Here is a 22,887-nt window from a genome sequence, read left to right on the forward strand (position 1 = left end):
AGCAGATTGGAGAGGGAAGGACTTTCGTTGCTGGTCATGCTGGGTACCATCCCGGGTGGTTTAGACCAATAGCTAGACGGCATTGTCTGGTGACACGACGGACCGGTCAACCCCCTGCCCGGTCCTCGCGCCGCTAACACCCGAATGCACGACAGCCCCTCGCGCAAAGTTCACGCGAGGGGCTGTCGGTGTGCTGCTACTGCCGCGTTGAGGCGGCCGGAGCCCACCGATAGGGCTTCCCAGACTTCGCGGCGGCGAGCCTGCGAAAGTACCCCGTGGGACGTCCGGCCTCCGCGGCAAGGCGGTCCCACTCACCCGCATCAATCAGGGGCCAGCAGCGCTTGCACGCGAACCACGGCTGTGCGGCATGGAGGATCGTCTGGACGTCACCGTCCGCGGAGATTTGCCGCGGGAAGGTCACCTCCCGCACAGGGTAGGCCCAGGCGATCTCGGGGTCTCCGCACGTGTTGCAGTCCCGAGCGGGCCAGCTCATCTCATACGGGGAGTCCATCGGCGTGTAGTCGTAGTAGCCCATATCGGGAGAGTAGCGCTCGGTGGTCAGCCAGGACACGGGGTCGCTCCAACCGGTGACGTGAGCCAGTCGGCGATGGCCTGTGAGATCGGGGCGCCCGTGGCGATCTCCACGAACCCAAATTGCCCGCCCTGGTTCGCTTCGAGGAACCAGAAGCGCCCGGTCGCGTCGATAGCGAAATCAACCGCCGCGTACACCAGACCAGCGGCGGCCATGTACCGCCGAACGGACGCCTGCAAGGCCGCAGGGATCTCCCGGATGGCCCATTCGCATTCGTCGGCCGGGAGCCACCGCCAGTCCAGCGTCTCGCCGTATTTCGGCTCGATGAAGCATGGGAACATCCGGGCCGCCCCGACCACCGTCAGCCGCAGGTCGGCGACCTTGGCCACTTCCCTTTGCAGGCACGTAGCGGACGCTGCGACTCCGGCGAAGTCCGCGTCCGGTTCCACGCGGCATGTGGGCAGGGTGCCCGGTGGGTCCTCGGGATGTCGGCCGCTGACCGACTTCACGATGACCGGCCCGGCGACAGCAAACTGGCTGGCATCATCCGGAACGGTAGTGAAGACCGTTTCGGGGACGCGCATGCCCGCCTGGTGGGCCGCGTGCAGTTGCCAGGGTTTGTAGCGGCTCAGGCTTACCGCGTCCGGATGGTTCATCCAGGGGGCGCCGCTGGCGCGAAGCGCGCCGTAAAACGCCCGCTCGGTCTCGGTAGCCACCCATTCCGCCTGCTCGGTGGCTCCGGCCCCCGGGCGGCCGGGACGGCGCAGCCAAATGGACCTCACGTCGGTGAGGGCCAGGCGCTGACGGTCGGTGGTGATGTGCCCGACCAACTCACCGCCCGCAGTGATGCGGGCGGTGAGGGCCACACGGCCGGGGATATCGGCAGGGTCCACCCGCAGGACGGGTGTTCCCTGCCGGACAAGGCGGTGCACCACCATGTCCGCGGTGACGTCTTCCTCGGACGTGAGGATGAGGACGGTCATGTCAGTCGTCGTCGTTGTGGGTCGCGCTGCCCGCCGTGGAGGTGGTGGATGCGGTCGACAGGAGAACGGGGTAGTTCTCCGCGGCCAGCGTTCCGTCAGGGCAGGTGTTCATCTGACGGGCGGCGTCGTACGTGAAGGACGTCGCCGGTTCCGGGGTCCGGGGAGTGGTGTAAGCGAGAGCGAAGGGTTTCACTGTTGCCTCCGGTTGTCGTTTATGACTTCTCTCTGTGCACCCCCGGCACGGCGGCCGGGGGAGTTCTGGGGGTTAGAGGAGCGTCGCCAGTAGCCCGAGAGCGAGCACGCATGAGCCGGAGATCATGGCGATCAGCAGTACGCCAGTCGCCCCCTGGGCGGCGCGCCACGCGGCGCGCACCTGCCTCATCGGGGAGCCTCTTTGGTGTCGGGCCACTGGCAGTCCAGGGCGGCGCCAGGGTCGTCGGTGAGCATGTAGCACAGCTCGGCGTGCAGCTGCTCCAACTCGGCGCGGCTCATCCAGACACCACCCTCACCACGCATCCGCCCGTTGAGCAGGATCATGAGCGGTAGGTGGAACAGAGTCTGGTGCTCGATCTCGTACTCGGCGATGCGCTGCCCAGGGATGCGGTCGAGTCGCCAGCCGTACGCGGGGTGGTAGTGGGGGGGAGCTACGCCCATGGTCCGGCCTTTCTCGTAGGGGATGCCCTGTGTTCCGCGGCGAGCCGGTGTTCGTTGCGTCGGGCACATCACAAGAGTGCCCCGGGGTCAGTACGCTCGGAACCCACGGTGTGTTTACAGTCGCGGGTAAACGGGAGTGTGATGTTCAGCCCGAAGAAGCTTGACCCGACAAGCGATCCGTTCGCCTTCCTGGGCAGCGAGGTTCGGCGTCGACGCCAGGAACAGGGCTTGTCAACACAGGAGTTGGCTGATCTCCTGTTCATCAGTAAGGGCTACGTTTCGCAGTTCGAGACGGGGGCCCGGTCTCCTGACGAGGCGATGGTGGGGCGGATCGACGCGGCTCTTCGGGCAGACGGACACCTCCTTGTCGTCTACCGAATGGCGCTCCGGGCCGCTCAAAAAACGGGAGTAGCTGACTACTTCGCCGTCGTGGCTGAGCTGGAGCCGACCGCATCACGGATCGACTGGTACGGCGGATCGCTGTTTCCGGGACTGCTGCAAACGCCTGAGTACGCCACAGAGATCACGCGCGCGGCGGGCCCTTTTCGAACGGCGTCGGAGGTGCAGGGCATTGTCGATGCACGGCTCAATCGCGCGGAGATACTGAAGCGCGACAACCGTCCGCAACTCCTGGTGATCCTGGACCAATCCGCGCTCGTGCGGCGCATCGGCGCCTCCGCCGTGATGCGTGGCCAACTGCATCATGTTGCATCCCTGGTACGGGACGCACGAGCGGTAGTGCAGGTGCTCCCCTACGATGCCGGGGCGCACCCGCTCCTCTCTGGACAGCTCATCATCATGCGTTTTCCGGACGCGCCCCCGATTGCGTATGTAGAGGCGCCTCATTCGGGGCATCTCATGCAGGACGAGGCAACGCTCGACGCCTGTCTCCTGTCATACGATCTCGCCAGGGCCGCCGCGCTGTCGCCGGAGGTGTCCCTACAGCTCATTGAGTCGGCGGCAGAGGAGCACAAATCATGACCGCAGCCCTGGACCTCACCGCAGCTACGTGGCGCAAGAGCACCTACAGCGATGGAAACGGCGGCGCCTGCGTGGAGGTTGCCGACGGCTTCCATGGCGTAGTCCCCGTCCGAGACTCGAAGGTTGCTGACGGCCCGGCCGTGGTCGTCTCCGCCCCTGCCTGGGAGGCGTTCGTCTCGGCCCTCTGATCGGCGCCCCTGAACGCAGAATGCCGCCCCCTCCCGCACGATGCGGGAGGGGGCGGCGTCACTTCTGGGACATTTGCCACAGGGTGAGGATGAGACCGATCACGCCGACCAGGGCGGCGAGCGATGGGAGCGGCCATTGCTTGCGTTCGAGGGTGTCGAGCCTCTTTTCGTGGTCGGAGATTTGGCGGTCTGTCTGGTCGCCGCGCTGCACCAGGAGCGCGAGCGACCCATCTACCCTCGCGAGCCCGGTCTCGACTGACCCCCGCAGCCGTTCCAGCTCGACGGCGACTGCGGCCGGGTCGGACGGGGTGGGGATGGTCACGGGCGCCCGTCCTCGGTGAGACCGATCCCGATGCGGTCGAGCAGCTGCTCGACGACCGGGAGCGCCATCACACGGGAGACGCCTGCCGCGATGGCGAGCGCGCCCGCGACCCAGGGCAGGGACTCCGGGATGCCGGACGCGGCGACGATCGCGGGGAGCGCCGCGGCGACGCCGATCGCGGCCTGAATAGCGGTGCGAATACTGCGCACGGTGCTCGTCTGCATGGTCACTTCTTTCCGCCGTAGGCGATGGTGTGGAGTGCGGCCCACCCGCGCGGGCCGATGGCGGGGTCGTAGTGGAGTCCTGCGCCGCGGTAGGCAGGGTGAGCCTGGTGAAAGCGGGCGACGGCGGCGCTGCTCGCGGGTCCGTACGAGTCGGCCTCGGGAATGGACTTGGACATGTACCCGGCGGCCTTGAGTGCCCGCTGAAGCCCGCGCGCCGAAGGAGACTTGCGGCCCGGCGCGAGACCGGCCGGGAACACGGGCGGGGCGTACGGTGGCTTCGGCTTCGGCGCGGTGGGCTTCGAGGGCTTGCTCGGAGCGGTCGGCTTGCCGGTCTTCAACAGCTCGGCGACGCGGGCCCGGATGCTGGCCATGGTGAGCGCGGGACCACCCTTCGTGCCGATGGGGCCGCGCGGGTCGATTTTCCCGATCTGCCACTCGCTGTGGCCGATGACGGACCGCTCTGACCACCCGTGCGCGCGGCACAGCGCGGCGGCGGCCCGCGCGATGGCCTCGACCTGCACCGCGGGCCACGGGTCGGCGTTGTCGCCCCAGTTGATGCACTCGAACCCGTAGAAGCGGGCGTTGCCGTCGACCCCGTTCGCGTTGCTCTTCGTCGGCGGGGTCGGCCGGGCGCCGTACGACTCGGCTACGACCTGGTCCAGGACACGCGGGTCGCCGCTCCCGGCGTGGTTGGTGCGGCCCCAGCCGACCATGTGCACCCGGCCGTCCTTCGCGATTACGCCGTGGCAGAGGGGGCCCGGCAGGGTGCTGTGCCCGTCGCGGCACAGGCGTACGGACGCGTCCGTGCCCGATGTGACGGTGTGGTGGATCATGACGCCGTTAACGGGGCCCCACGCGCCGTGTCCGGCGCGGTTGTGGGTGCGCCATGAGCCGACCTCGACGACGCCGACGCCCTCTCCGCGCAGGGCGGACAGGAGCGCGGCAGCGGTGAGCGGTGTTGCCATGTGGGTGTCTCCAGACATGAAAAGAGCCCGGCTGTGGCGGGCGCGGGCGGTGAGTGGTGCGGTAGGGCTGTGGTGTCAGGTCGGCATCCGGGCGGTCCAGTGCACCGGGACGTTCACCCAGGTGTCCGGGCCCTCGGCAGCGTCCGTGAGAAGGACGAACAGCGTGAAACCGCTGGCGCTGACGTTGATGGTCCGGACTTCGAAACGTCCGGTGCTCCCGGCGCCCGCGGCGATCTCCGCATTCATGATCGGGGGGGTCGGGAAGGGCGTCGGGAAAGTCGCCGCCTGCGTGTACGAAGAGAGGTTCGTGAAGCTGATGCTCACGACTCCTGCTTGGTAGTCCTTCGCGTTGAGACGGTCGGCGGTGATTCTCATGCCGGGCTGCCACAGGGTGGCCGGAACAGCCATGGGGGTGCCTCCTACAGGGCAACGATGGTGGGGACGGCGAGACGGAGATCCGTACCGGCCTGGTGGGGTTTGCTGATGCCGTTGATGGCGCGGTCGACGGTGAACGTCTGCGGGGACGACGCCCCGGCGATGCTGCGCACGGTGACGACCTCCCCGCCGAGTTGTACGTCGAACGGGAACTCGGCGTGGTCGGTCGTCCACGGTTGACCGACCGTAGTGGCGACCAGCAGCGAGGTTGCGGACGCGGTCGCGTCTGCGGCCACGCTTGACCCGTCTGTGTCCGCCCGGCCGAGTACCGGATCACCCACCACACCGATCCGGTACGGACCGGCCGGGGTGCACGACAGGGTGAGATCCCAGGACCGCGGCAGCGGCTGGTGCTGGATCTGCCGCACGATCAGGTCCAGTGGTCCGGGCCCAGTGAAGTGTGGCGGGTTCGTGATCCGGATCAGGTCCCCGGGGCGGAGCGCGAGCACGGCCGGGATGAGTTCGGGGTGGCGGTGCAGCCGCACCCGCACAGTGGGATAGCGGGCCTCGTCCCACGTGCCCAGGTGCGCCCGCCACGCGGCGAGCGGCTGCGCCTGGCCGTCGTGGCCGAGCGAGAGCGTGACAGCCTCCTCGTATACCCCTACTCCGCCCTGCTCGGGGGGCAGTACGGACAGTGGGCCGGTGTCGACGACGGCCCGGCCGGACGATCCGCCTGCGCGGGTCACAGTGACGTCGTTGCGCAGCGTGGCGTCATCGTCGACAGGTTCGAGCGGGGGCGCAATGTGATTGGCGGCGTAGTCGAGCACCAGGGCGGGGGTCTGGTTGTAGAGGGTGGCGCGGTCCCGGTACACCAGGCCCAGTTGGTCCATCCGCTCGCATAGCACCCCGCCATCCGTTTCAACGACGTCGCTCAGTAGCGTCATCAACTCGGACTGCCCCTGTGGTCCCAGTTGTTCGGACGGGGTGAGCGTGTCGCCATCGAGCGTGGTCATGAGCAGTTGCGGTTCCTCGGCGGCGAGGCGGCGCAGTCGGTCGTTCGCTGTTTCGCCGGTAAATGCCCGGTCGGCGCCGTTGAAGATCACGACGTTGGGGTTGGTGCCGGTGCCCGGGACGTCGAGCACGGCCAGGTGTCCGAGCGTCATGCCCGTGGCGCCGCCGGTGCCCCAACTGCCGTCTACGGCCGTGACCGCGCCCATGGACTCGGGGTAGCTGGTGTAGACGTACCACCAGGTCTGGTTGGCGATGTCGCGCCAGGCGCATACGGCCCGTGTGCGCCCGCCTCCCGCGTCTGTCACGTACACGGCCAGGCGGTTCCAGATTCCGGCGAAGTCGGATAGAGCGGCGGGTTCGACGACGACCGCGAACGAGATGATCTCCCCGTTACTGTCCCGTGTTTCGATTCGCATACCGCTGGTGCTGGCAAGAACGTGCACGGTGCGTACCGCCCCGCCCGTCAACGTCGTCCGCAGAATCTCTGTCTGGAGCCCCGGCATTGTCGGCAGGCGGTAGACCATTTCTACGTGCCACCCCTGCCGCGGTGAGGTCGGAACACGGGCGGACAATGTGGCGCCGGTCGTGACGGTCGGCAGAGCGGCCGACCCAGGCAAACTCTCGTCGGCGGCCAAATCGAGCCCGGAGAACCGGGCAGGCTGCACGCCCTCAACCGGGGAGTAGAGCTGCGTGGACCCTTCTCCGTCCTCCATCGGCCAGTACGCCAGCAGCCCCGGGGCTGACGGGACTCGGCGGCGCAGCGTGGATTGCAGCGGGCGGCGCCCCTGCCCGAGTCGGCGGAGAATGCCCGCGGCCTGCACGGGCACCCACGCGTCACGTTCCGAGGGTGACCAGCGGGGCGGCCACTCCGACACCTCCCCGTAAAAGAGCCCTGCCCGGTGTGTGATCTCCGCGGCGGGGCCGATTGTCCACACGCGGCCGGTGCGGTCGGTGGTGGTCAAGGTGCCGTCGTCCAGGGCCCGGAAGTCCGGCCCCGCGACCGGCGCCCCGCCGATCCCCGCGCGTACCTCTGCACGGTGGACGACCCCCGACATGGGGGCCGGTCCGGCACCGGTCGACGGGGCAATGTCGAGCGGTGCTGTACCGGCGTAGACGTTCGTAGCGGAACCGCCGGGCATGGGCGCCCCGATCACCTCCCAGGGACCGTCCATACCCGGCGCCCACCACACGGTGGCGGTGTAGCCGCCCGCCCCGTTGTCAACGTCGAGCGTCGCCCGGAGCGCGGCCCGCTCCGGCAGCGCCGGTAGGAACTGCTCCGCGAACAGCACGTCGGTTCCGTTGGGCGACCAGTTGAGCACCGCGTACCCATTGCTCACGCGCAGGAGGTAGGACCGCTGCCCCGCCGCCCAACGCCCGATCAAGGCGTGATCACCGTTTGCGCCCCAGTCCTGTGTTGCCTCGATCCGGATATCAAGATCGCCCGTGATGCCGAGCGCGGGCAGGCCCGGTGTCCTGGCGTAGGCGGCCGGGGTGCCGTTGAGGACGAGGTACGACTCGGGCCCCGGCACCCACACCCGGACGGGGACGTTACGGCCCAGCAGCCCGTAGTACGGGCCGCCGGGGTTTCTCGGGGAGAACCGGCCGTCTCGGTTGTTGAGCAGGAGCGAGCAGGAGGCCGGGTCCGGTTGCGCGGCCTCGCTCGCCGTGCCGTGCGTGATCTGCACCGGCTCTCGCCTGTACAGGAACGGGGTAACGTCCGTCCACGTTCCGCCGAGCAGCAGTTCGGCGCGCAGGTTGAGCGGGTCCTCTGGAAACGCCACGGGTTACCTCCGGCTTTTCTTGCCCGCAAGCACGAGCTGAACGTCTCCGCCACGCACGCGGATTGCGTGCCGTAGCTCTTCGAGCAGCGCGTCATCACGACGGGCCCCAGACGACCGGATCTCGATCACGGTCCGCCCGGTCGCCCCGCTCGCGCCCGACCGGGCGGCCGGTCCGGAGACCGCGCCGGACGGGACCGGTACGGCGGACGGGTCGACCAGTGCAGCCATCGACGCATCGACCGCGCCGCGGCCCCCGTCGATGCCCCTCACGAGTCCCTGCGGGATGTACCGGCCGACCGTGGCCATGACCCGCGACGGCGAGTGAATGCCGAGCGCCTGCCGGATCGCTTTCTGCATCCCCTTGGCGATCGTCGCCATTTGCTTCTCGATCGCCTTCTGCTGCGACTGGAGACCCTTCACGAGCCCCCGCGCGGCCTGGATGCCGGAGCCGTACATTGCGTCGCCCGCGGTCTTTCCTGCACTGTCCGCAGCCTTGACCAACAACGCCTGCTGCGCGTTGATCTGCCGCACCTGCGACGTTGACGCGGTCGCGAGCGCCGCAGCGGACGCGGCCCCCTGCTCGACCCCGGCCTGTGCGATCTGAGCGATCAGGTCGGAGCGGACGCCCTTCTTCTGGAGTTGTGCGAGCTGCTGCGCGAACTGCTGCGCCTGCTGTACCCGGGCGCTGAGGTTCTGCATGATGGCGTCGGCCGACGTGATCCCGCCGCCCGCGGTGATGTCCCCGGCGTCGAGGACGCCCTTTCGGACGTCGGTGGCGAGCTTGTCGCGAGCCTTGATCTGGTCGGCAAGTTTCTTCTGTGCAGCCTTCAACTGGCCCGCGATTTTCACTTCCCGGTTGGCCAGCGCGACCAGTTGCTTACTGCCGCTGCTGATTTTCCCGAGCGCTTTCGACCGCTTCTTCCCCGGCGCCAGGCCGTCAGTCACCATATCGGCGACACGGGTGGCGGCAGACTTCACCTGTTTCGATGATCCTGTCAGCCCATCGATAAGGCCGCGCGCGATCCACCGGCCCTGTTCTGTCGTTACCTTCGATGGTGAATGAATTCCGAGAGCCTTTGCAATCGGTCCGGGAATCATGTCCTTGGCCCAGCTGATCAACTTGCCCTTGATCCACCCGCCCATGGCCTTGATGCCGTTCCATAGCCCCTCGACTACATTCCGGCCCTTTTCGAGCAGGAGCGAACCGAGACTGCCCAATGCGCGGGAAAGTCTGGCCGGTAGTCCCGCCATGAAGAGGACGAGCGCAATGGCCTTTTTTGATACACCAGACTTAATGCCGTCCCAGTGGCGCAGGAAAATGGCAATCAGATTCCACTTGAGGAAGAAGTTAAGTATTCCCTTCCCGACTCCGGAAATCTTGCTCGTAATCCAGTCCCAAACGGCACTCGTTTTAGACTTGATCGTGTCCCAGTTCGAGAAAATCAGCGCGGCCAGCCCGACGATCGCGGCGATAACCCATCCGATCGGGCCCATGGCCACAACCCACGCCGCAGCCATCCGGGCGCCCTGGAGCATCGCCTGAACGCCCATCAGCAGCCACGCCCCGGCCACGCGGGCACCGGCGGCTACCTGCGTACCGGCCGATGCCAGTGCCGACGCGCCAGACGTGACCCATGCGGCCACGGTCCGGGCGGCAGTCACCGTAGCTGTGACGCCCATGAGCACCAGAACCGGCACAAGGACCCCACCGACCGCAGCGGCCAGGGCCTGCAAGGTGCCGCTGTTCTGCTGTGCCCACGTCCCAAACCGCGCCAGCGCGGGAATCACCTGCGTGCCGAGCACGTTCACGACACCCTGCTGAAGACTCCGTTTGAACGCCTCAACGCGCGCTCCTGCGTTGTCACGGAGAGAGTTACCGGCCCTGTCGGCCGCGCCGGAGAAATTTCCAAGCGCGCTTGCAGCCCTGGACGGGTCCAGGGCTAGAAGAGCCTTTTGGACGTCCTCTGATTTGGTGCCGAAAAGCTCGGCCGCGGCAGCATCCCGCCTCACCGGGTCTTCCATCTCCCGGAGTTTATCGAGCGTCATTTGCAGAGCCCTTGTGGCTTGTGGTCCGCCCGCCGAAATCATCTGGATCATCTGATCTGCATTCAGCCCGATGCTTTTGAATCCGGCAACGATTTTATCGTTCCCGACAACACTCTCGATGGTGAATTCCTTGAGGGCATCCCCGATCACGTCCGTGTCGCGGGCACCCGCTTTCAGGCCCTGCGAAATGAGTCCGGTCGCCGTCTGTGCATTCAGTCCGAGACGTTGGAAAATGACTGAATACTCATTGAAAGTGTCGGCGATATCGTCGGCGCGCGGCCCCATTCCTTGGAGTCCCTTAGTGATGATATCCAGGGCTGCTTTAGCGTTCGGAGCGAGCCCGGTTTTCATAATCTGGCCGACTGCATTTGCCGACTGCCCCAAATCCAGTTCGAACGTTGCCGCCAAATCAGCAACGTTCGTAGCAATCGACCGAACCTGTGAATTCGTCGCATCCGGTGGCAGCAACCCCGCCCGCATCGTCGCGCTGATCGCGTCCGCAGCACCCTGGAAATCCTCGGTGACTGCGTCCGCGTACATCTGCCCGGCAATCTGCCCGTACCGCTGCGCTACCGCGGGAGTAGCCCCCAGCTGCGCGCCGAGACGGCCCGTGATCCGGGACTGGTCAAGCGCCTGGACGAGTCCGGCCATGAGTACCGCACCGGCCGCGACCCCGGCCGCCGCGGCGGCCAGCTTGATGCGGGAAAACCCGCTCTCGGCGGCGCGGGCAGCATCATCCGCGCCATCGTCGGCGCCCTGGCGCAACCCGTCGCCGAGCGAGTCACCGGCCGCCCCGCCTACCGTCCGCCCGGCCGACACGAACCGACCGCGGGCATCCCGGATACTGCCATCAGCCGCCCGGCTGAAACCGTCACCGAGCGCTGCGCCCGCGTCCTGCCCAGCCTGTTCGGCGGCGTCCGTCATGCGCCGCCCGGACGCGCGGACATCACTCTCTGTCCGGCGCAGAGCGGGGCGCACCTCGCCGTCATCGAGCCGTATGTACCCGGTGAGTTCGCCTACGGTCAGTGCCATCACCGGCCCCCTCTCTGCCCGGTGTCGGGCGGTGGTGCGAAGTGGCGGTGAATGCGGCATTCAGCACTGAGCAGCCCGAGGATGCGGGCGCGCAGCCATCGCCAGGACCGTTGGCGCAGGATGCCGCTGGACGCGTCGATGCCGTACACCTGGTGCAGATCGGCCTCGATCAGAGGCCACTGAGTCAGCAGCGCATCCCACGTCAGGGACGGGGCGCGGCCTTGCGGCTGCGCGGCGAGGCCGCCCTCGTACCACTCGTAGAGGCCGGTTTCGGGGTCGTACTCGCCGCACCCCCGGCCGAGGAGCCGCGCGATGCCGACCGCCGCGCCGCCCGATTCGGGGCTTTTCCCGGGGCGTCCCCGGTCGCCCAGTACGCGGCGGCCGTCTCCCGGTCGGCAGTGATCCACATCATGGCGGTGAGCGCCACGTGCCGGAACCGATGCCACGACAGGTCCGCGCGCAGCTCGTCGTACGCGTCGCCGAGACACATCCGGTAGAGGTCCATCTCCTCGGCGTCGTCGAGCGCGGGCGCTGTGTCGGCGCTGCCCCCGGCGGCCAGGCGAGCGGCCATGGTCGTGATCCGCTCGATCCGTATGCCGTCCTCGGCCGGAGGGTCCTCGATCCGGTACGTACGGACAACACCGTCACGGCCCGCAACCGGGAGGTCGAGTGCGGGGCTGAGGAAGTCGTCGAGTGCCTGGAAGTCAGTCACGGCGTCTCCGGGGCGAGCGGGTTAGCGATCGGCAGGAGAGGGCCGTCTCCGGTGAGGGTGACCTCGACCTGATCGAGGGCGGTGTACTCGCCGCCGGACGGCGCCCACGTCACCAGGGCGCGCCCCTCGTAAGCCTCTGGCAGACCGGACCGGTCCATGTAGCGGACGTGGACCAGCGACGCCGACCCGTACGCGAACGACGCGAGGCGCAGCGCCTCGTGCACGGCGTTGTAGGACTTCGCCGTGTCGTTGATCTTCCGGTTGATCGTGACCGACAGTTCCCACGCCTGGCCGGTCTTGGTGTTCCCGGCCCAACCGCCGGAGTCGTAGTCGCTGCTGTCCTCGATGTTCGGCTCGGCCGCCGGCTGGAACTCGGTGACCCCGGGGCACAGCGTCCAGTCCGGCGATTCCGCAGATCCGGTGTTCACCTCCAACCGCCAGCGGCGGGCGAGCGCGGTCACGGCCGGTTCAACGGGGGTACTCATGGTGGTGCTCCTACTCGTAGGCGTTGGGGGTGGCCCGGGTAGTCCGGGCGTAGTAGTTGGCGGAAATCTCCATCCGCCCGTTCGCGTCGAGCCCGAGCGATGTCTCGGACTGGCGCCACATCAGAGCGACCGGCACGCTCCGCAAGGTGACGCGCTCGCGGCCGTGCAGGGCTGCGTATACGGCGTCGGCAACGGCGTATACGTCGCGCGGGTCACGACCGGCGCGCATGCGCACCTGCACGGCGGTGATCGCGTCCGTGCCGCCCGTGTCCTCGATCACGTACGGCGTCAGGCAAATCACTCGGTCAGGGGCCGCGGGCATGACGCCCAGCACGATCGCCGTGCCGGTAGCCGGGTACGGCTCATCCGGCGGCCCGTACCTACCAAGGCCCAGCTCGGCGAGCAGTTCGGCCAGGCCCTCGACGAGCTCGGTGGTGTAGCTCACCGCAGCGCGCGCCGCAGCTGCGCCGCGATGATCCGGCCGACCGCGGCGGACTCTTCGCCCATCGGCTGTTCCAGGTATTTCGCGGTCCGCCCGGCGTCGTGCCGGTAGTCCAACTCCTCGTGCTGCCGTACCGCGTACGGGGTGTCGTAGGCGACTGCGGCCGAAAGGTGCTGCTCATCGACCGTTGCCGTTCCGGACCGTTCGAGGGTTCCCTCCTCGATCGGGACGCGGGCGCGAGAGCGTTCGAGGACGTGCTCGGCGCCTAGCCGCAGACCGCGCGCGGCGGCGGCGTGGAGCGCTTCGGACGCAGCGTCGCCGTTCCACGTGATCTGGGCGCGGGTCATTGGCAGAACACCTCCGTGCTTTCTGGGACCGGTAGGCCCGGCGCGGTGTGCGCGGCGACGTGAATGGCGGTGGTTACCCGGCCTGACGGCAGCGTGATGCGCGACTGCGGCGGGCAATCCAGCCCCGGTGCGGCGACGATTTGCGCAGTGGACGTGACCTCGGCGCCGGTCCGGTCCCGAACTGTGCGCACGGTCTCGGACACCAGCGCGGGCGCGGGCGGGCCCGGCGGCCAGTACACCGGCCCGACCGGGCCATCCCCCCGGTACCGCTGGATGATGATGCGATGCGGCATCAGCCACGTGGGGGCTCTCACCAGATCACCCCCGGCAGCAGTCCGGCGCGGGCAAGAGCCCGCCGGGCCCGCGGGCCGATGTCGACTCCGGCCCCGACCGGTCCGCCACGGCGTCCGGACATGCTCACGGGGCCGATGCTCACCGCATCCCACTGCCCGGCCGCCCCGGTGTCGTCCCCACCCTGCGCGATCACGTACTCGACCTGTGCGCACGTGGCGGCGGCAAGAGCCCGAACAACGGCGGGAGCGGTCGGCATGCCCGCGGTGTCGGTGTCGTAGATCGCGGCGAGCAGGGCGTCGTCAACGTCGTCGCTCGCACGGATCAGCAGCCGGTCGGCGTCCGCAGGGGTGGGGCGCCCCGTGTACTCCGCCAGCTGATCAGGGGTGGCGTACACGCGGCGCACCGGTGGTCACCCCTTCTTGGTCCGGGAACGCGTGCGCCCCGCGGCCGGGGCCTGCGGGGCGCTCTGGTTCTCGGTCTGCTCATCGGGCTCGGCACCCGGGCCTGGGTCGTGATGGCGGCGCAGCAGCACGGCGGCGCTCTCCTCTCTGATCAGGGGGTGGCAAGGGTGCCGACGCACACCCCGCGGTCGTCGAGCCGCTTCACGGCGTAGTGCACGTTCGTCGTGATGACGTTGGTGCGCTTGAGAATGTCGCGGTCGTACTCGACGATCGGGGCCCGCTTGTACAGCAGACCAAGGCTGTTGTTCTTGAGAACGAGGAACGTCCCCGCGGTCACGCGGTCGGTGACGATGACCGGCATACCGGCGATGGCGCCGATCGTGCCCGTGGTCACCGGGATGGACCCGCCCAGCGCCGATGCATTGGTGAACTGAGGGTCGTCCCAGACCTGGGTGCGCTGCGCCGAGTTGATGAAGATTCCGGCGAACTCAACCGGGTCGAACTCGTCACCGAACATCGCGATGGCGTGGTTGATCACCCCCCAGGAGAGGGCGCTCTCGGTGGCGGTGTACCGGTACGGACTCCCGCCACCGGCCGCGGTCTCGTTGGCCTGCGCCTGTGCGATCAGGTCGGAGTCGACCTTGCGGGCGGCCAGGATGCCGAACTGGCGCTGCGCCTCCGCGCGCGGGTCGCCGAGCGCGTTCAGCATGGCGTTGTCGCTGATCTCGACAGCCTTACCGGCCTCCTTGATGGTGGCCTTGCTGCTGGTCTGGCTCATGACCGTGGTGGCCATGGCGACCGCCTCGGTCAGCTCATCGAGTTCGCCGAGTGCTCCCCACTTCGGGAAACTGATGCTGTCGCCGGGCTGGCCAACGAGGGTGTTGTCTCGCATGACGGCGGACGAACCGCCGACGCGGATGGTGCCGATGAACGTTGCCTGGGACATGTCCGCCCAGACTTCGGGGACGATCAGGTTCGCGGCCTTGGTCTCAGCCATGGGTACTCCTCGGGGTTATCCGGCGAGGCGCCGGTATGTGTCGGGGTCGGTCTGGAACAGCTCAGCGCGCTGGGCGTAGCCCATGGCGGCGAACTGGGCGGGGGTAACGCCTCCGCCCTGCTGGCCGGTGAAGTCGGCGCCGCCGCGGGGCGGTCCGACCGGCGCGGTGCCGAGCTTCGGGTTCGCGGTCACCGCGGCCTTAACGGCTGCGGTCACGGCGTCGGTGTCGGTGGGGTCGATGTCGGCGAGCGAGGCCGCGAACGAGCGGGAGTCGAGCAGGGCATTGGGGTCGCCTCCGGCGTCGCGCGCGGTGCGGTACACCGCCAGTTCGACCGCGGTCTGTCGGGCCTGCTGCTGCGACTCTGTGAGCTGCTGCGTGAGCTGCGCGGGGTCCGGCGGGGTGTCGCCCGGCACGATGCCGAGTGCCCTGCCGATCTCCTGCGCAAGCTGCGCGCGGGCGTCGTCGGCGGCCTGCTGCTTGGCCGTGACGCGGGAGCGCCCGGCGTCCTTGCGGGCGGCGGCCAGATCGGCTTCAAGCCGCGCGATCGTCGCGGCCGGGTCCTGCTCGTTGCCGGTACCGGCGGCCGGGTCGGTGCTCGGCGGCGCGGTGGGGGCCGGGGCCTGCCCGGTACCCGTCGGGTCGCCCTGCTGGCCGGTGTCGCTCGTGCCGGTGCCGGTCGTGGTCTCGCTCATGGGGTGCCCTCCTGGGGCGGTATGGGCCCGCTCCTGGCGGGCGTGGGCATGCGAAAGGGGCCCGCTCCTGGCGGGCCCCGGGGTAGTGCGACGTGGTTGTCGTCCTCGACCGGCACGGGTGCGCTTCTATCCGCATTCGTGCTGGTCAGCGACGCTATGAGTGAGCTGTTTTGGGACGATCTATGGAGGCGCGATCGTTATGCTCAATTTCCGCTCAGATGTACTGACGCAGGTCAGACGACTTCCTAGTGTCTTATCTCAAGAAAACCTCAACACGCCCTCCAGCTGGGGGCGTGACGTCATGCCTACTGCGCGGCGGGGCGCTTCCTCGCCCAACCGAAGGGGGCTGGCCAAAGATGCCGTGCCGCCAATCCGATGAAGAAAACCACTCCGCAACGTGGCGGAGGTGGACGGTCCGGTTACGGGGCGGCGTCCACCGTCACGTAAAAGCCGAAACCGTCATGGCAAGCTGTGAAGTCGTGCTGCTTGTCATGTACTTCTACGACAGGCTCAAGTAGTTCGAGGGGTCGCGGCCTCAGCCGAAGCTGAGGCCGCATCGTCCTCGGTGAGAGCAAGCGGGCGGGCACGGGCGTACCCGCGGACCCATGCGCCACGCAGCAGCGACGTGCGCGGGTACGGGCATGTGGTCGGCGGGTCGCCGCGGCGCCCGGCCTCGGCCCCCTCGCTCCCGGCCCGCGTGATGTCCTCACGTGTCCCCACTACGCCACCGCCTAAGCTGTCTAGAGAGGAAAGGGAAAGGGGGCCCCGTGGCCACACCCAAGTATCAGCGGATAGCCGCAGCGCTGCGGAACGCAATCCGGGCCGGTACGTACGGGCCCGGCGACCGGCTGCCCGGCGAAAACGACCTGATGGCGCAGCACGAAGTAGCACGGATGACCGCCCGTCAGGCGCTCGGCGTGCTCACTGCCGAAGGGCTGGCTGAGTCCCGGAAGGGCGCAGGAGTTTTCGTCCGCGCTCACCCGGAACCGATCCTGCGGCGGGCAACTGCCCGGCTGGCACGGCAGGTGTGGGGCAGTGGCGAATCAGTGTGGTCGGCGGACTTCGACGGCCGAATGATGACGGTCGACCGGTTCTCCGTCAGCGAGGCCCCGGCACCGCCGGACGTGGCCGGACTGCTCAGCCTCGCACCCGGTGATCCCGCGTGCGTACGACGGCGCCGGTATCTCGTCGGGGGCGTGCCTGTCATGAGTGCCGTGTCGTATCTCCCGGCCGCCCTGGTTGCAGGCTCGCCCATCACCAATGAGGACACGGGCCCTGGCGGTACGTACGCACGGCTCGCGGACCTGGGCCATGCCCCGGTACACGCGCGGGAGACGGTGCGGGCGGACACCGCCACTCCGGATGCACGGGACCTGGGCCTGGGGGCCGTGGTCGTTCTGATCCGGAGAGTCGCAATTACTGCCACAGACAGGGTGGTCGAGGTTACTGACATGGTGCTGGATGCGGGCGCGTACGTGCTGGAATACGAGGTCCCCATGTAATCATCGGCGATTCTGGTGGTCAGACTCGTTCTTACGGGCGTTCTCGGCCCACCGCTGGGCCGTGCCGGTCGCCTTCTCGATGAACTCAGCCTGCGTCAGACGTCCGTGCACTCGCCACCACTCCCGCAGCTCGCCGCTTGCGCGGGCGTGGGCGATCCGGGCCGGACCGGAGAACAGCGCCACGGGGTCGATCCCGTCCGTCCGCGCCTTCTTGTTCAGCAGGACCCCACGGCACGCGTCCTCGGCGGAGAGGTACTGCCGATAGACGTACTCGGAGTACAGCTCCCGGGCCCGTGCCCGGGTCATCCGCTCGACCTGCTCGGCGCCGCGCTCCTCGGCCGCCCGGACCGCGGCGGCCAGCTCCTTGGCGAACTTGGCGTCGGCGGCGAGCGCCCCCCACTCCTCCGGCACGGGCATCGGGTCCGTGGCGGCGTCAAGCGCGGCCCGGTCGGCGAGCAGATCCTCGACCGCATCCCCGGTCGCGGCCGGGGCGGGCAGAGGATCGGGCGGGTATCGGCGGTCCAGCTCGGCCGCGATCCGGGCCCGGTCGCGCTTGTCGAGCGATGTCGCACGCATTGCTGCGCCCAACTCGGTGTCGGTCATCTCGCGCATGGTGCCGGGGTCGCCGGAGCGGACGCGGGCGGCCTGCACGTACGGTGCGGGCGGCGCGGTGCTCGGCGTGGGAAGGTTCGACGCTCCGGGCTGCTCGCGGGCGCGGAGACGGCGCAGGTCGGGGTGCGCGGCAAGGTGGTCACGCATGGCGCTCTGCCACTGCCTGACTTTGGCATTCGCAGCGCGCTGCGCCTCCGGCGTCGTCGCGGCGGCGGCGCGGTTCTTGTACTTCCTGATGGCGCGCTCAATGGCGCGTTGACGCTGCCCGGCCTGGTATCCCTCGGGGTCGCTGCTTCCGTGCGCGGGCGGGCGGGTGATGCCCGGCGTGTACGCGGCGACGCTGTGACGACAGTTCGGGTGCTGGAGCCCCCCTCGACGTGCCTCGTCGAGCGACCCGGCGACGTGCACGCGGACCATACGGCCGTCGTTGACTGCATGCTCGACCTCGACCATGCGTGCTCCGTCCGGGCCGCTGATCGTGAGTACCTGGGACTCCCACGGGCGGCAGAGCGGGCACTCTCGCGGCGCGCTGGACACGATGACCAAATCGACTCCGGCCGCCTCCAACGTCCGCATGTGCCCCTCGGTCGCCGCGCGGGCCACCCCGGTACGAACGGCCATCTCCGCGTAGCTCGTGAGTTTCCAGTGGCGGCCGGATCGGTCAACGAACGACGTGATGCCCTCATCCGCGAACCTCTGCATGGCCTGCTGCGTGGCCTGGCGCCGTGTCCCGGTGCCGAGCAGAGGGACGGCGGCCACCTGCGCGACGATGGCCCGGAACTGGTCGACGACGGCGCGCAGAATGCTGCGGTGCGTGGCGGTGACCCGGTCGACGGTCTCGGCGGCGAGGCGGTCGACGGCCTGCGCCTGCGGGGTGATCTCGTCGACCAGGCGGCGGGCGTCGTCCGACAGTGCGCCCAGCTCGGCGACCCCGGCGCGGTGGCCGACGTTGTACGCCTCCGCGGTCATCTCGAAAACTTCGAGCGTTACGGCCTGGTCAAGCTGGTCGACGACGGCCTGTGAGGAGCGGCGCAGTGCGGAGACGGCGGCGAGTTTCCGTTCAGCCCACTGCGGGGAGTCGTACCCGTCGGCCAACTGCCGGGCAATCAGCCGCAGTAGGCGTCCCTCGGCGACGGCGTACAGGTCCCGCGTACCGGCTGCCAGGTCCTCAACCATCCCAGGGTGAATCGGCATGGCGTTGCACCCCCGTTCTTCTGCGAGGTGGGCCCCGGTTCAACGGGGGCCCTTCACGCGGCCCGCTCCAACGTCAGCAGATGGTCATAGAGGCGGCGGTAAGACGGTTGCGTGCCGTCTGCGCGTGCGCGGGGTGTAGCTCGCATCCGTGGGCGCGGCGGCCCTCCTCAACAGCAGCGAGCAAAGTCGTCCCGGCCCCGGCAAACGGGTCAATGATGAGGCCCCCCGGGGCAACGATGCGAACGATGCTCCGCATGACGTCGAGCGGCTTTTGAGTGAGGTGCTGGCGTTGGTTCGGCCCGCTGTCGCGGGCGCGCGGTGAGCGGGCAACGTAGTAGCCCGGCAGAGTGTCGCCCGTCAAGGGACGCGGGCCGTTGGTGCCCCACACCAAGAACTCAGCGTTCTGCGCGAAACGGCCGCGTTGGTGTCGCGCGTCTGGTTTGACCCAGGGCACTACGCCACGCCATACCCAACCGCCAGCCTGCATGGCATCCGTGGACGCAGGGAGCTGGCGCCAGTCGGTGAACATGGCGCAGATGCCGCCCGGGATGACGACACGAGAGGCTTCGCCCAGCCATAGCGCCATCCAGTACGCCCACGACCGGGCGTCGCGGTTGTCGCCCGCAAAATCGGCTGCGGCCGTACGGCTGTCAGCGCGGGCGTATTTGGTGCGGGTCGTTCCCATCCGGTCTGACCGGAGCATGCCGCCGCTGCTGTATGGGGGGTCGGTAATCACTGCGTCGGCAGTAGCTGTACCAAGTTGACCAAGCCAGGCCAGGGCATCGCCTTCAGTAAGCGTCCATCCAGAGTCGGACACTGGTCACCTCTCACATGGGGTAGGTGTCTCCGGGGTCGGGCGCGCCCATGCCGGTCTCGGCGAGGATCGCCTCGACCTCGGCCTGTACCGCCGCGTCGTCCAGGTCCGGACTGCGGTACTTGACCTTCGTGGCTGTGCTGACTGCCCCGGCCCGCGCGAGCAATTCCAGCGTGGTGGCCTTCGACTGCTCGGACTCGGCGGCGTCGAGCCGGAACTCGACGGTGGGACGCTCCGGTGTAACCCGGGCAGCGAACTGCTCGCGGGCGAGGAGCTGGTACGCGTACAGGAAGTCGGCAAGCTGCTGACGCCAATGGCCGGCTTTCTTCTTCGTCGTCACCGTGGACCGGGCATCACGGGAGTCAACCTCCGTCGCGGTGATCGCCTCACCGCCACCCTCCAGCCCGAACGACTGCGCGGAGTATCCGGCGGACTCGACGGCCTTCCGGGTCAGTGCCTCGGCCGTCTGCTGGTGCTCGGCAACCCTGATCGCGAACTGCGACAAGGTGATGCCGCCCGCCTCGGTGGGCGGCATGTTGAGGCCGCTGTACACCTCGCGGTCGTCGTCCCACGCTGCGCCCTGCCCCGGCCCCAGATTGGTGAGGTAGGCGTCAGGGACGACCAGCCGTGCGCGGGCGAGGCGGATGTCGCGCATCCACGATGTCCAGGTGTCGTCCAGCCCGAGGAACAGGTCGTAGAGCGGGGCCGAGTAATCCGACCGGCCCATGGGGCTGGACCGGTGCAGTCGGTTCGGCGTCATGTTCGGCACGTAGACCGCGGTGAGCATCGGGATTCCGGTCTCGACGGACACCCCGTCGTTGCCGAGCGAGTCAGTCAGACCAGCCGTTTCGGGGTGCTCGGTGAGTGGCACGGCCCGGCCGATGTTGTCGAGGGTGCCCTCGTACACGGCGTGGACGATGCGGCCCGGCTCGTGACGCTCCAAGTGCCGGAAGACGGTCTCTCCGTCGCTGTCGAGATCCCGCCAGAATGTCACGGCGCGCAGCATCCCGAACGCGTACTCGGGTACGGCATTGTCCGGCTGCACAATCGTCGGTATCGGCCGGTCTGGCACGATGTCCCGATCCCACGTCAGCCGCAGGAAGATTCCGGACATGGCCGATGCCTGTTCGGCAGCGCCGAGCAGCAGCGGGTGCATCCGCTCAACGACCGTGGAGAGATAGGCCGTTGTCGTGGTGTCCGGGGTGGTGATGGTCGGCATCTCCGCGAACAGCAGATCGGCGGCGACGGTGGCAATGTCGCCTGGCAACGGCACGTGTAGGCGCCGCTCCAGTTTCCGCGGGTAGTCGACCGATTGCCGCCCCCATGAGCGGCGTCCGCTGCGGTTGCCCCGGTCGGCGCGGTGCGGGGCGGTCTCCCGCTGATCGGCGGCACGGGCGAGACGGACAGGGTCTCCGGCGTACCACATGGCGTCGCGGGCCATATCGCGGTAGACGGTGGCCATGTGCGGCGGCGGCCACGGGGCCCCGTTTGCGGGCATGCTCACGCTGTGGTCGCCTCCTCGGCAGTCGGCAGGGCGAGTAGATGGCGCCACTCATGCGCGGTGCTGTGCACGGCGTACCTGAGTGCATCGCACGAATGGTCGTTAAGCTTCACCGGCTTGTCCTCGCCCTTCTCGGCGGCCTGCTCGTCCCACACGTATCCGGGTAGCTCGTCGAGCAGGCCGGTACAGGACCGGTGGATGCGGAGCCGGTCTGCGGCAAGGGCAGACGCCACGGACCGGATGCCGTCAGCGACATCGTTGGTAGCGCGGGCAATGCCGGGGTATCCGTCCGTCCACAGCTGTGTAATGAGCGAGGCGGCGGACGGGTCGATGAACGTCCACTCGGGCCGCACACCCTGCTGCGCCACCCATTCACGGATGGCGGCGGAGTACTGCGCGTCGGTCATCTGGCGTTGTGCGGCGCGGGAGTCGTGCCTCCACTCGGCGACCGCGTACAGGCAGTCGTCGACACCGAGGCCGAGCAGGATCGCGGACGTCGGGTTCACGGTGCCGTAGTCCACGCCGATCCAGTAGCGGCGCATCTCCGGCAGGGTGTCGACAACGTGCTGTGCCTCGTCGTACGCCTCGTAGATCGCCCCTTCGGCCATGACCCACAGGCCGAGCACGTTCCTCTTGAAGAACAGCCCGCGGTACGACGCCTTGGTACGCGCCTTGTACGCGTCCGACAACCCGGGGTTGTCGTCCATGACGAAATGCCAGGACCGTAGCCGGGTCTCGCGCGGACGGAGCAGGTACTCCTTGCGGGCCCAGTGATTCGGGTTGTCCGGGTTGGTCGTCCCGAAGATCTTCGAACCCTCGATGGAGCAGCGTGCGTTCAACTGGTCGTAGAACGTGCGGGGGAGGGTGGTCAGCTCGTCGACGTACGCGCCCGCGCACGTCAAGCCGCGCACCTTCGGTTCGGCTTGGGCGTCGTTCGCGCCGAGCGTGTGCACGGTGCGCCCCAACACGTTCGCGGTGGGGGCGCCGTTGGTGTACGTGATGTCGCGGGCGAGCGGCCCGAAGATGCTCGGATCGGTGAGCGGTCCAAACACGTTCCGGGCGAGGCTGTCGCGGGTGCGACCGACCATGACCAGTTCCCCGCCCTCGGGCCGATCGGCCACAAAGTCGAGCCACCGGAGCAGGCTGGCAATCGTCTTCCCGCTACGTACGCTGCCCTCCCAGATGTTCTGAAAGGCGCGGGCTTCGATGATGCTGTCGATCTGCTTCGGGGAGAGCGCGAGGCTACTGCCCATCGGCGGCGGCCTCCGGCTCCTCCTCGGCCTCCGAGGGCGGTCCGCCGTGGCGGGTGGCGTAGTCGCGTGCCAGTCCGGCCATGAGGTCGCCGATCACGCTGCGCCCCTGTTCGCCCGGGTCGGTCTTCGGCGGTGCCAGCTTCAGCGAGCGGTCGAGTGCGGCCCCGGCTGTCGCCATCATCGTGCGGCGGTCGGCCGGGGTCGGCTCTGGCTGCATCCGCTCGGCGTACGAGTGCATGGACCCGCCCCACTCGAAATACAACTGCGGTTGAGTCATGCGGCCGATTTCGCGCTCGGCAACGTCGTGCAGGGTGGCGGCCAGTTCGGTGCGCCGCGAGTCAAGGTCGGCCTTGCGTACGGCGGTGGCGGTGGCAACCTCGGCGGCGCGGTCGAAGGTCAGTCCGGCGTCGGCGGCGATCTTCGAGACGGTGCTCGGCGACCGTTTGATCTTCCGGGCGATGTCGTTGCGGCTCATGCCCGCGGCGTGGTGGCGGCGTACCGCTCGCCGGTCTGTGTCAGTGATGGGTCGGCCCATGGGTGCGCCAC

Annotated in this window: 26 protein-coding genes; 3 read left to right on the top strand and 23 right to left on the bottom strand. The window is 68.6% G+C overall.

Annotated features, from left to right (window positions below; genetic code table 11):
- Window positions 1-558: 558 nt before the first annotated feature.
- The 3 genes from ACFVWY_RS33695 to ACFVWY_RS33705 all read right to left on the bottom strand — a co-directional run bounded on the left by ACFVWY_RS33695 (window position 559) and on the right by ACFVWY_RS33705 (window position 2,169).
- Complete coding sequence (locus ACFVWY_RS33695) at window positions 559-1,515, bottom strand: MvdC/MvdD family ATP grasp protein (RefSeq protein WP_389878729.1); 957 nt, start codon at window positions 1,513-1,515, stop codon at window positions 559-561.
- Between the two features lies 1 nt (window position 1,516).
- Entirely contained in the window at window positions 1,517-1,708 is a 192-nt protein-coding gene (gene tgmA / locus ACFVWY_RS33700) for a putative ATP-grasp-modified RiPP (protein WP_389878730.1), read from the bottom strand.
- Window positions 1,709-1,893: 185 nt separating this feature from the next.
- The gene (locus ACFVWY_RS33705; protein WP_389878731.1) at window positions 1,894-2,169 is read right to left on the bottom strand and encodes a hypothetical protein; all 276 of its coding nucleotides are present in this window, start codon (window positions 2,167-2,169) and stop codon (window positions 1,894-1,896) included.
- A 141-nt stretch (window positions 2,170-2,310) separates the two neighbouring features.
- Here ACFVWY_RS33705 and ACFVWY_RS33710 point away from each other — a divergent pair, with 141 nt between their 5' ends.
- The gene (locus ACFVWY_RS33710; RefSeq protein ID WP_389878732.1) at window positions 2,311-3,150 is read left to right on the top strand and encodes a helix-turn-helix domain-containing protein; all 840 of its coding nucleotides are present in this window, start codon (window positions 2,311-2,313) and stop codon (window positions 3,148-3,150) included.
- Window positions 3,147-3,338 (top strand): DUF397 domain-containing protein, encoded by a 192-nt coding sequence (locus ACFVWY_RS33715; RefSeq protein ID WP_389878733.1) that lies wholly within the window; start codon window positions 3,147-3,149, stop codon window positions 3,336-3,338. Before ACFVWY_RS33710 ends, ACFVWY_RS33715 begins: the two co-directional genes overlap by 4 nt.
- Window positions 3,339-3,396: 58 nt before the next feature.
- On the opposite strand, the gene ACFVWY_RS33720 is transcribed toward ACFVWY_RS33715, so the two are convergent.
- The 15 genes from ACFVWY_RS33720 to ACFVWY_RS33790 all read right to left on the bottom strand — a co-directional run bounded on the left by ACFVWY_RS33720 (window position 3,397) and on the right by ACFVWY_RS33790 (window position 16,242).
- Window positions 3,397-3,660, bottom strand: a complete 264-nt coding sequence (locus tag ACFVWY_RS33720) for a hypothetical protein (RefSeq protein WP_389878734.1) — start codon at window positions 3,658-3,660, stop codon at window positions 3,397-3,399.
- Window positions 3,657-3,884, bottom strand: coding sequence for a hypothetical protein (locus ACFVWY_RS33725; protein WP_389878735.1), 228 nt, complete (start codon window positions 3,882-3,884; stop codon window positions 3,657-3,659). The genes ACFVWY_RS33720 and ACFVWY_RS33725 overlap by 4 nt, the downstream gene beginning before the upstream one ends.
- Window positions 3,885-3,886: 2 nt before the next feature.
- Window positions 3,887-4,849: an N-acetylmuramoyl-L-alanine amidase gene (locus ACFVWY_RS33730; RefSeq protein ID WP_389878736.1), complete on the bottom strand. Its 963-nt coding sequence runs from the start codon at window positions 4,847-4,849 to the stop codon at window positions 3,887-3,889.
- A 75-nt stretch (window positions 4,850-4,924) separates the two neighbouring features.
- Entirely contained in the window at window positions 4,925-5,257 is a 333-nt protein-coding gene (locus ACFVWY_RS33735; protein WP_389878737.1) for a hypothetical protein, read from the bottom strand.
- An 11-nt stretch (window positions 5,258-5,268) separates the two neighbouring features.
- Entirely contained in the window at window positions 5,269-8,016 is a 2,748-nt protein-coding gene (locus tag ACFVWY_RS33740; protein WP_389878738.1) for a hypothetical protein, read from the bottom strand.
- A 3-nt stretch (window positions 8,017-8,019) separates the two neighbouring features.
- Entirely contained in the window at window positions 8,020-11,094 is a 3,075-nt protein-coding gene (locus ACFVWY_RS33745) for a phage tail tape measure protein (protein WP_389878739.1), read from the bottom strand.
- Between the two features lie 202 nt (window positions 11,095-11,296).
- Window positions 11,297-11,806, bottom strand: coding sequence for a hypothetical protein (locus ACFVWY_RS33750; protein WP_389878741.1), 510 nt, complete (start codon window positions 11,804-11,806; stop codon window positions 11,297-11,299).
- Window positions 11,803-12,291, bottom strand: coding sequence for a phage tail tube protein (locus ACFVWY_RS33755; RefSeq protein ID WP_389878742.1), 489 nt, complete (start codon window positions 12,289-12,291; stop codon window positions 11,803-11,805). Before ACFVWY_RS33755 ends, ACFVWY_RS33750 begins: the two co-directional genes overlap by 4 nt.
- 10 nt (window positions 12,292-12,301) lie before the next feature.
- Window positions 12,302-12,736 (bottom strand): minor capsid protein, encoded by a 435-nt coding sequence (locus ACFVWY_RS33760; RefSeq protein ID WP_389878744.1) that lies wholly within the window; start codon window positions 12,734-12,736, stop codon window positions 12,302-12,304.
- Window positions 12,733-13,080, bottom strand: coding sequence for a hypothetical protein (locus ACFVWY_RS33765; RefSeq protein WP_389878745.1), 348 nt, complete (start codon window positions 13,078-13,080; stop codon window positions 12,733-12,735). The genes ACFVWY_RS33760 and ACFVWY_RS33765 overlap by 4 nt, the downstream gene beginning before the upstream one ends.
- On the bottom strand, window positions 13,077-13,373 hold the full coding sequence (locus ACFVWY_RS33770) for a hypothetical protein (protein WP_389878746.1): 297 nt from the start codon (window positions 13,371-13,373) through the stop codon (window positions 13,077-13,079). Before ACFVWY_RS33770 ends, ACFVWY_RS33765 begins: the two co-directional genes overlap by 4 nt.
- 17 nt (window positions 13,374-13,390) lie before the next feature.
- Entirely contained in the window at window positions 13,391-13,777 is a 387-nt protein-coding gene (locus ACFVWY_RS33775) for a hypothetical protein (RefSeq protein WP_389878747.1), read from the bottom strand.
- Window positions 13,778-13,926: 149 nt separating this feature from the next.
- A complete protein-coding gene (locus ACFVWY_RS33780; RefSeq protein WP_389878748.1) occupies window positions 13,927-14,772 on the bottom strand; it encodes a phage head protein in 846 nt (281 codons plus the stop codon).
- Between the two features lie 15 nt (window positions 14,773-14,787).
- Complete coding sequence (locus ACFVWY_RS33785; protein ID WP_389878749.1) at window positions 14,788-15,465, bottom strand: hypothetical protein; 678 nt, start codon at window positions 15,463-15,465, stop codon at window positions 14,788-14,790.
- Between the two features lie 510 nt (window positions 15,466-15,975).
- The gene (locus ACFVWY_RS33790) at window positions 15,976-16,242 is read right to left on the bottom strand and encodes an Rmf/CrpP fold protein (RefSeq protein ID WP_389878750.1); all 267 of its coding nucleotides are present in this window, start codon (window positions 16,240-16,242) and stop codon (window positions 15,976-15,978) included.
- Between ACFVWY_RS33790 and ACFVWY_RS33795 the strand changes: the two genes are divergently transcribed.
- Entirely contained in the window at window positions 16,233-16,967 is a 735-nt protein-coding gene (locus ACFVWY_RS33795) for a GntR family transcriptional regulator (RefSeq protein ID WP_389878751.1), read from the top strand. The genes ACFVWY_RS33790 and ACFVWY_RS33795 overlap by 10 nt on opposite strands.
- On the opposite strand, the gene ACFVWY_RS33800 is transcribed toward ACFVWY_RS33795, so the two are convergent.
- The 5 genes from ACFVWY_RS33800 to ACFVWY_RS33820 form a co-directional block, all read right to left on the bottom strand.
- Window positions 16,968-18,773 carry a phage minor capsid protein gene (locus ACFVWY_RS33800; RefSeq protein WP_389878752.1) on the bottom strand — a complete coding sequence of 602 codons (1,806 nt, stop codon included), beginning with the start codon at window positions 18,771-18,773 and terminating at the stop codon, window positions 16,968-16,970. It lies immediately after the preceding gene.
- 73 nt (window positions 18,774-18,846) lie between these two features.
- Window positions 18,847-19,590 (bottom strand): DNA-methyltransferase, encoded by a 744-nt coding sequence (locus ACFVWY_RS33805; protein WP_389878753.1) that lies wholly within the window; start codon window positions 19,588-19,590, stop codon window positions 18,847-18,849.
- Window positions 19,591-19,600: 10 nt separating this feature from the next.
- Window positions 19,601-21,085: a phage capsid protein gene (locus ACFVWY_RS33810; protein ID WP_389878781.1), complete on the bottom strand. Its 1,485-nt coding sequence runs from the start codon at window positions 21,083-21,085 to the stop codon at window positions 19,601-19,603.
- Window positions 21,086-21,087: 2 nt separating this feature from the next.
- A complete protein-coding gene (locus ACFVWY_RS33815) occupies window positions 21,088-22,341 on the bottom strand; it encodes a PBSX family phage terminase large subunit (protein WP_389878754.1) in 1,254 nt (417 codons plus the stop codon).
- Entirely contained in the window at window positions 22,331-22,876 is a 546-nt protein-coding gene (locus tag ACFVWY_RS33820) for a helix-turn-helix domain-containing protein (protein WP_389878755.1), read from the bottom strand. Before ACFVWY_RS33820 ends, ACFVWY_RS33815 begins: the two co-directional genes overlap by 11 nt.
- Window positions 22,877-22,887: the final 11 nt, after the last annotated feature.

It is taken from the genome of Streptomyces sp. NPDC058195 (genome assembly GCF_042883525.1).
GTDB lineage: Bacteria > Actinomycetota > Actinomycetes > Streptomycetales > Streptomycetaceae > Streptomyces.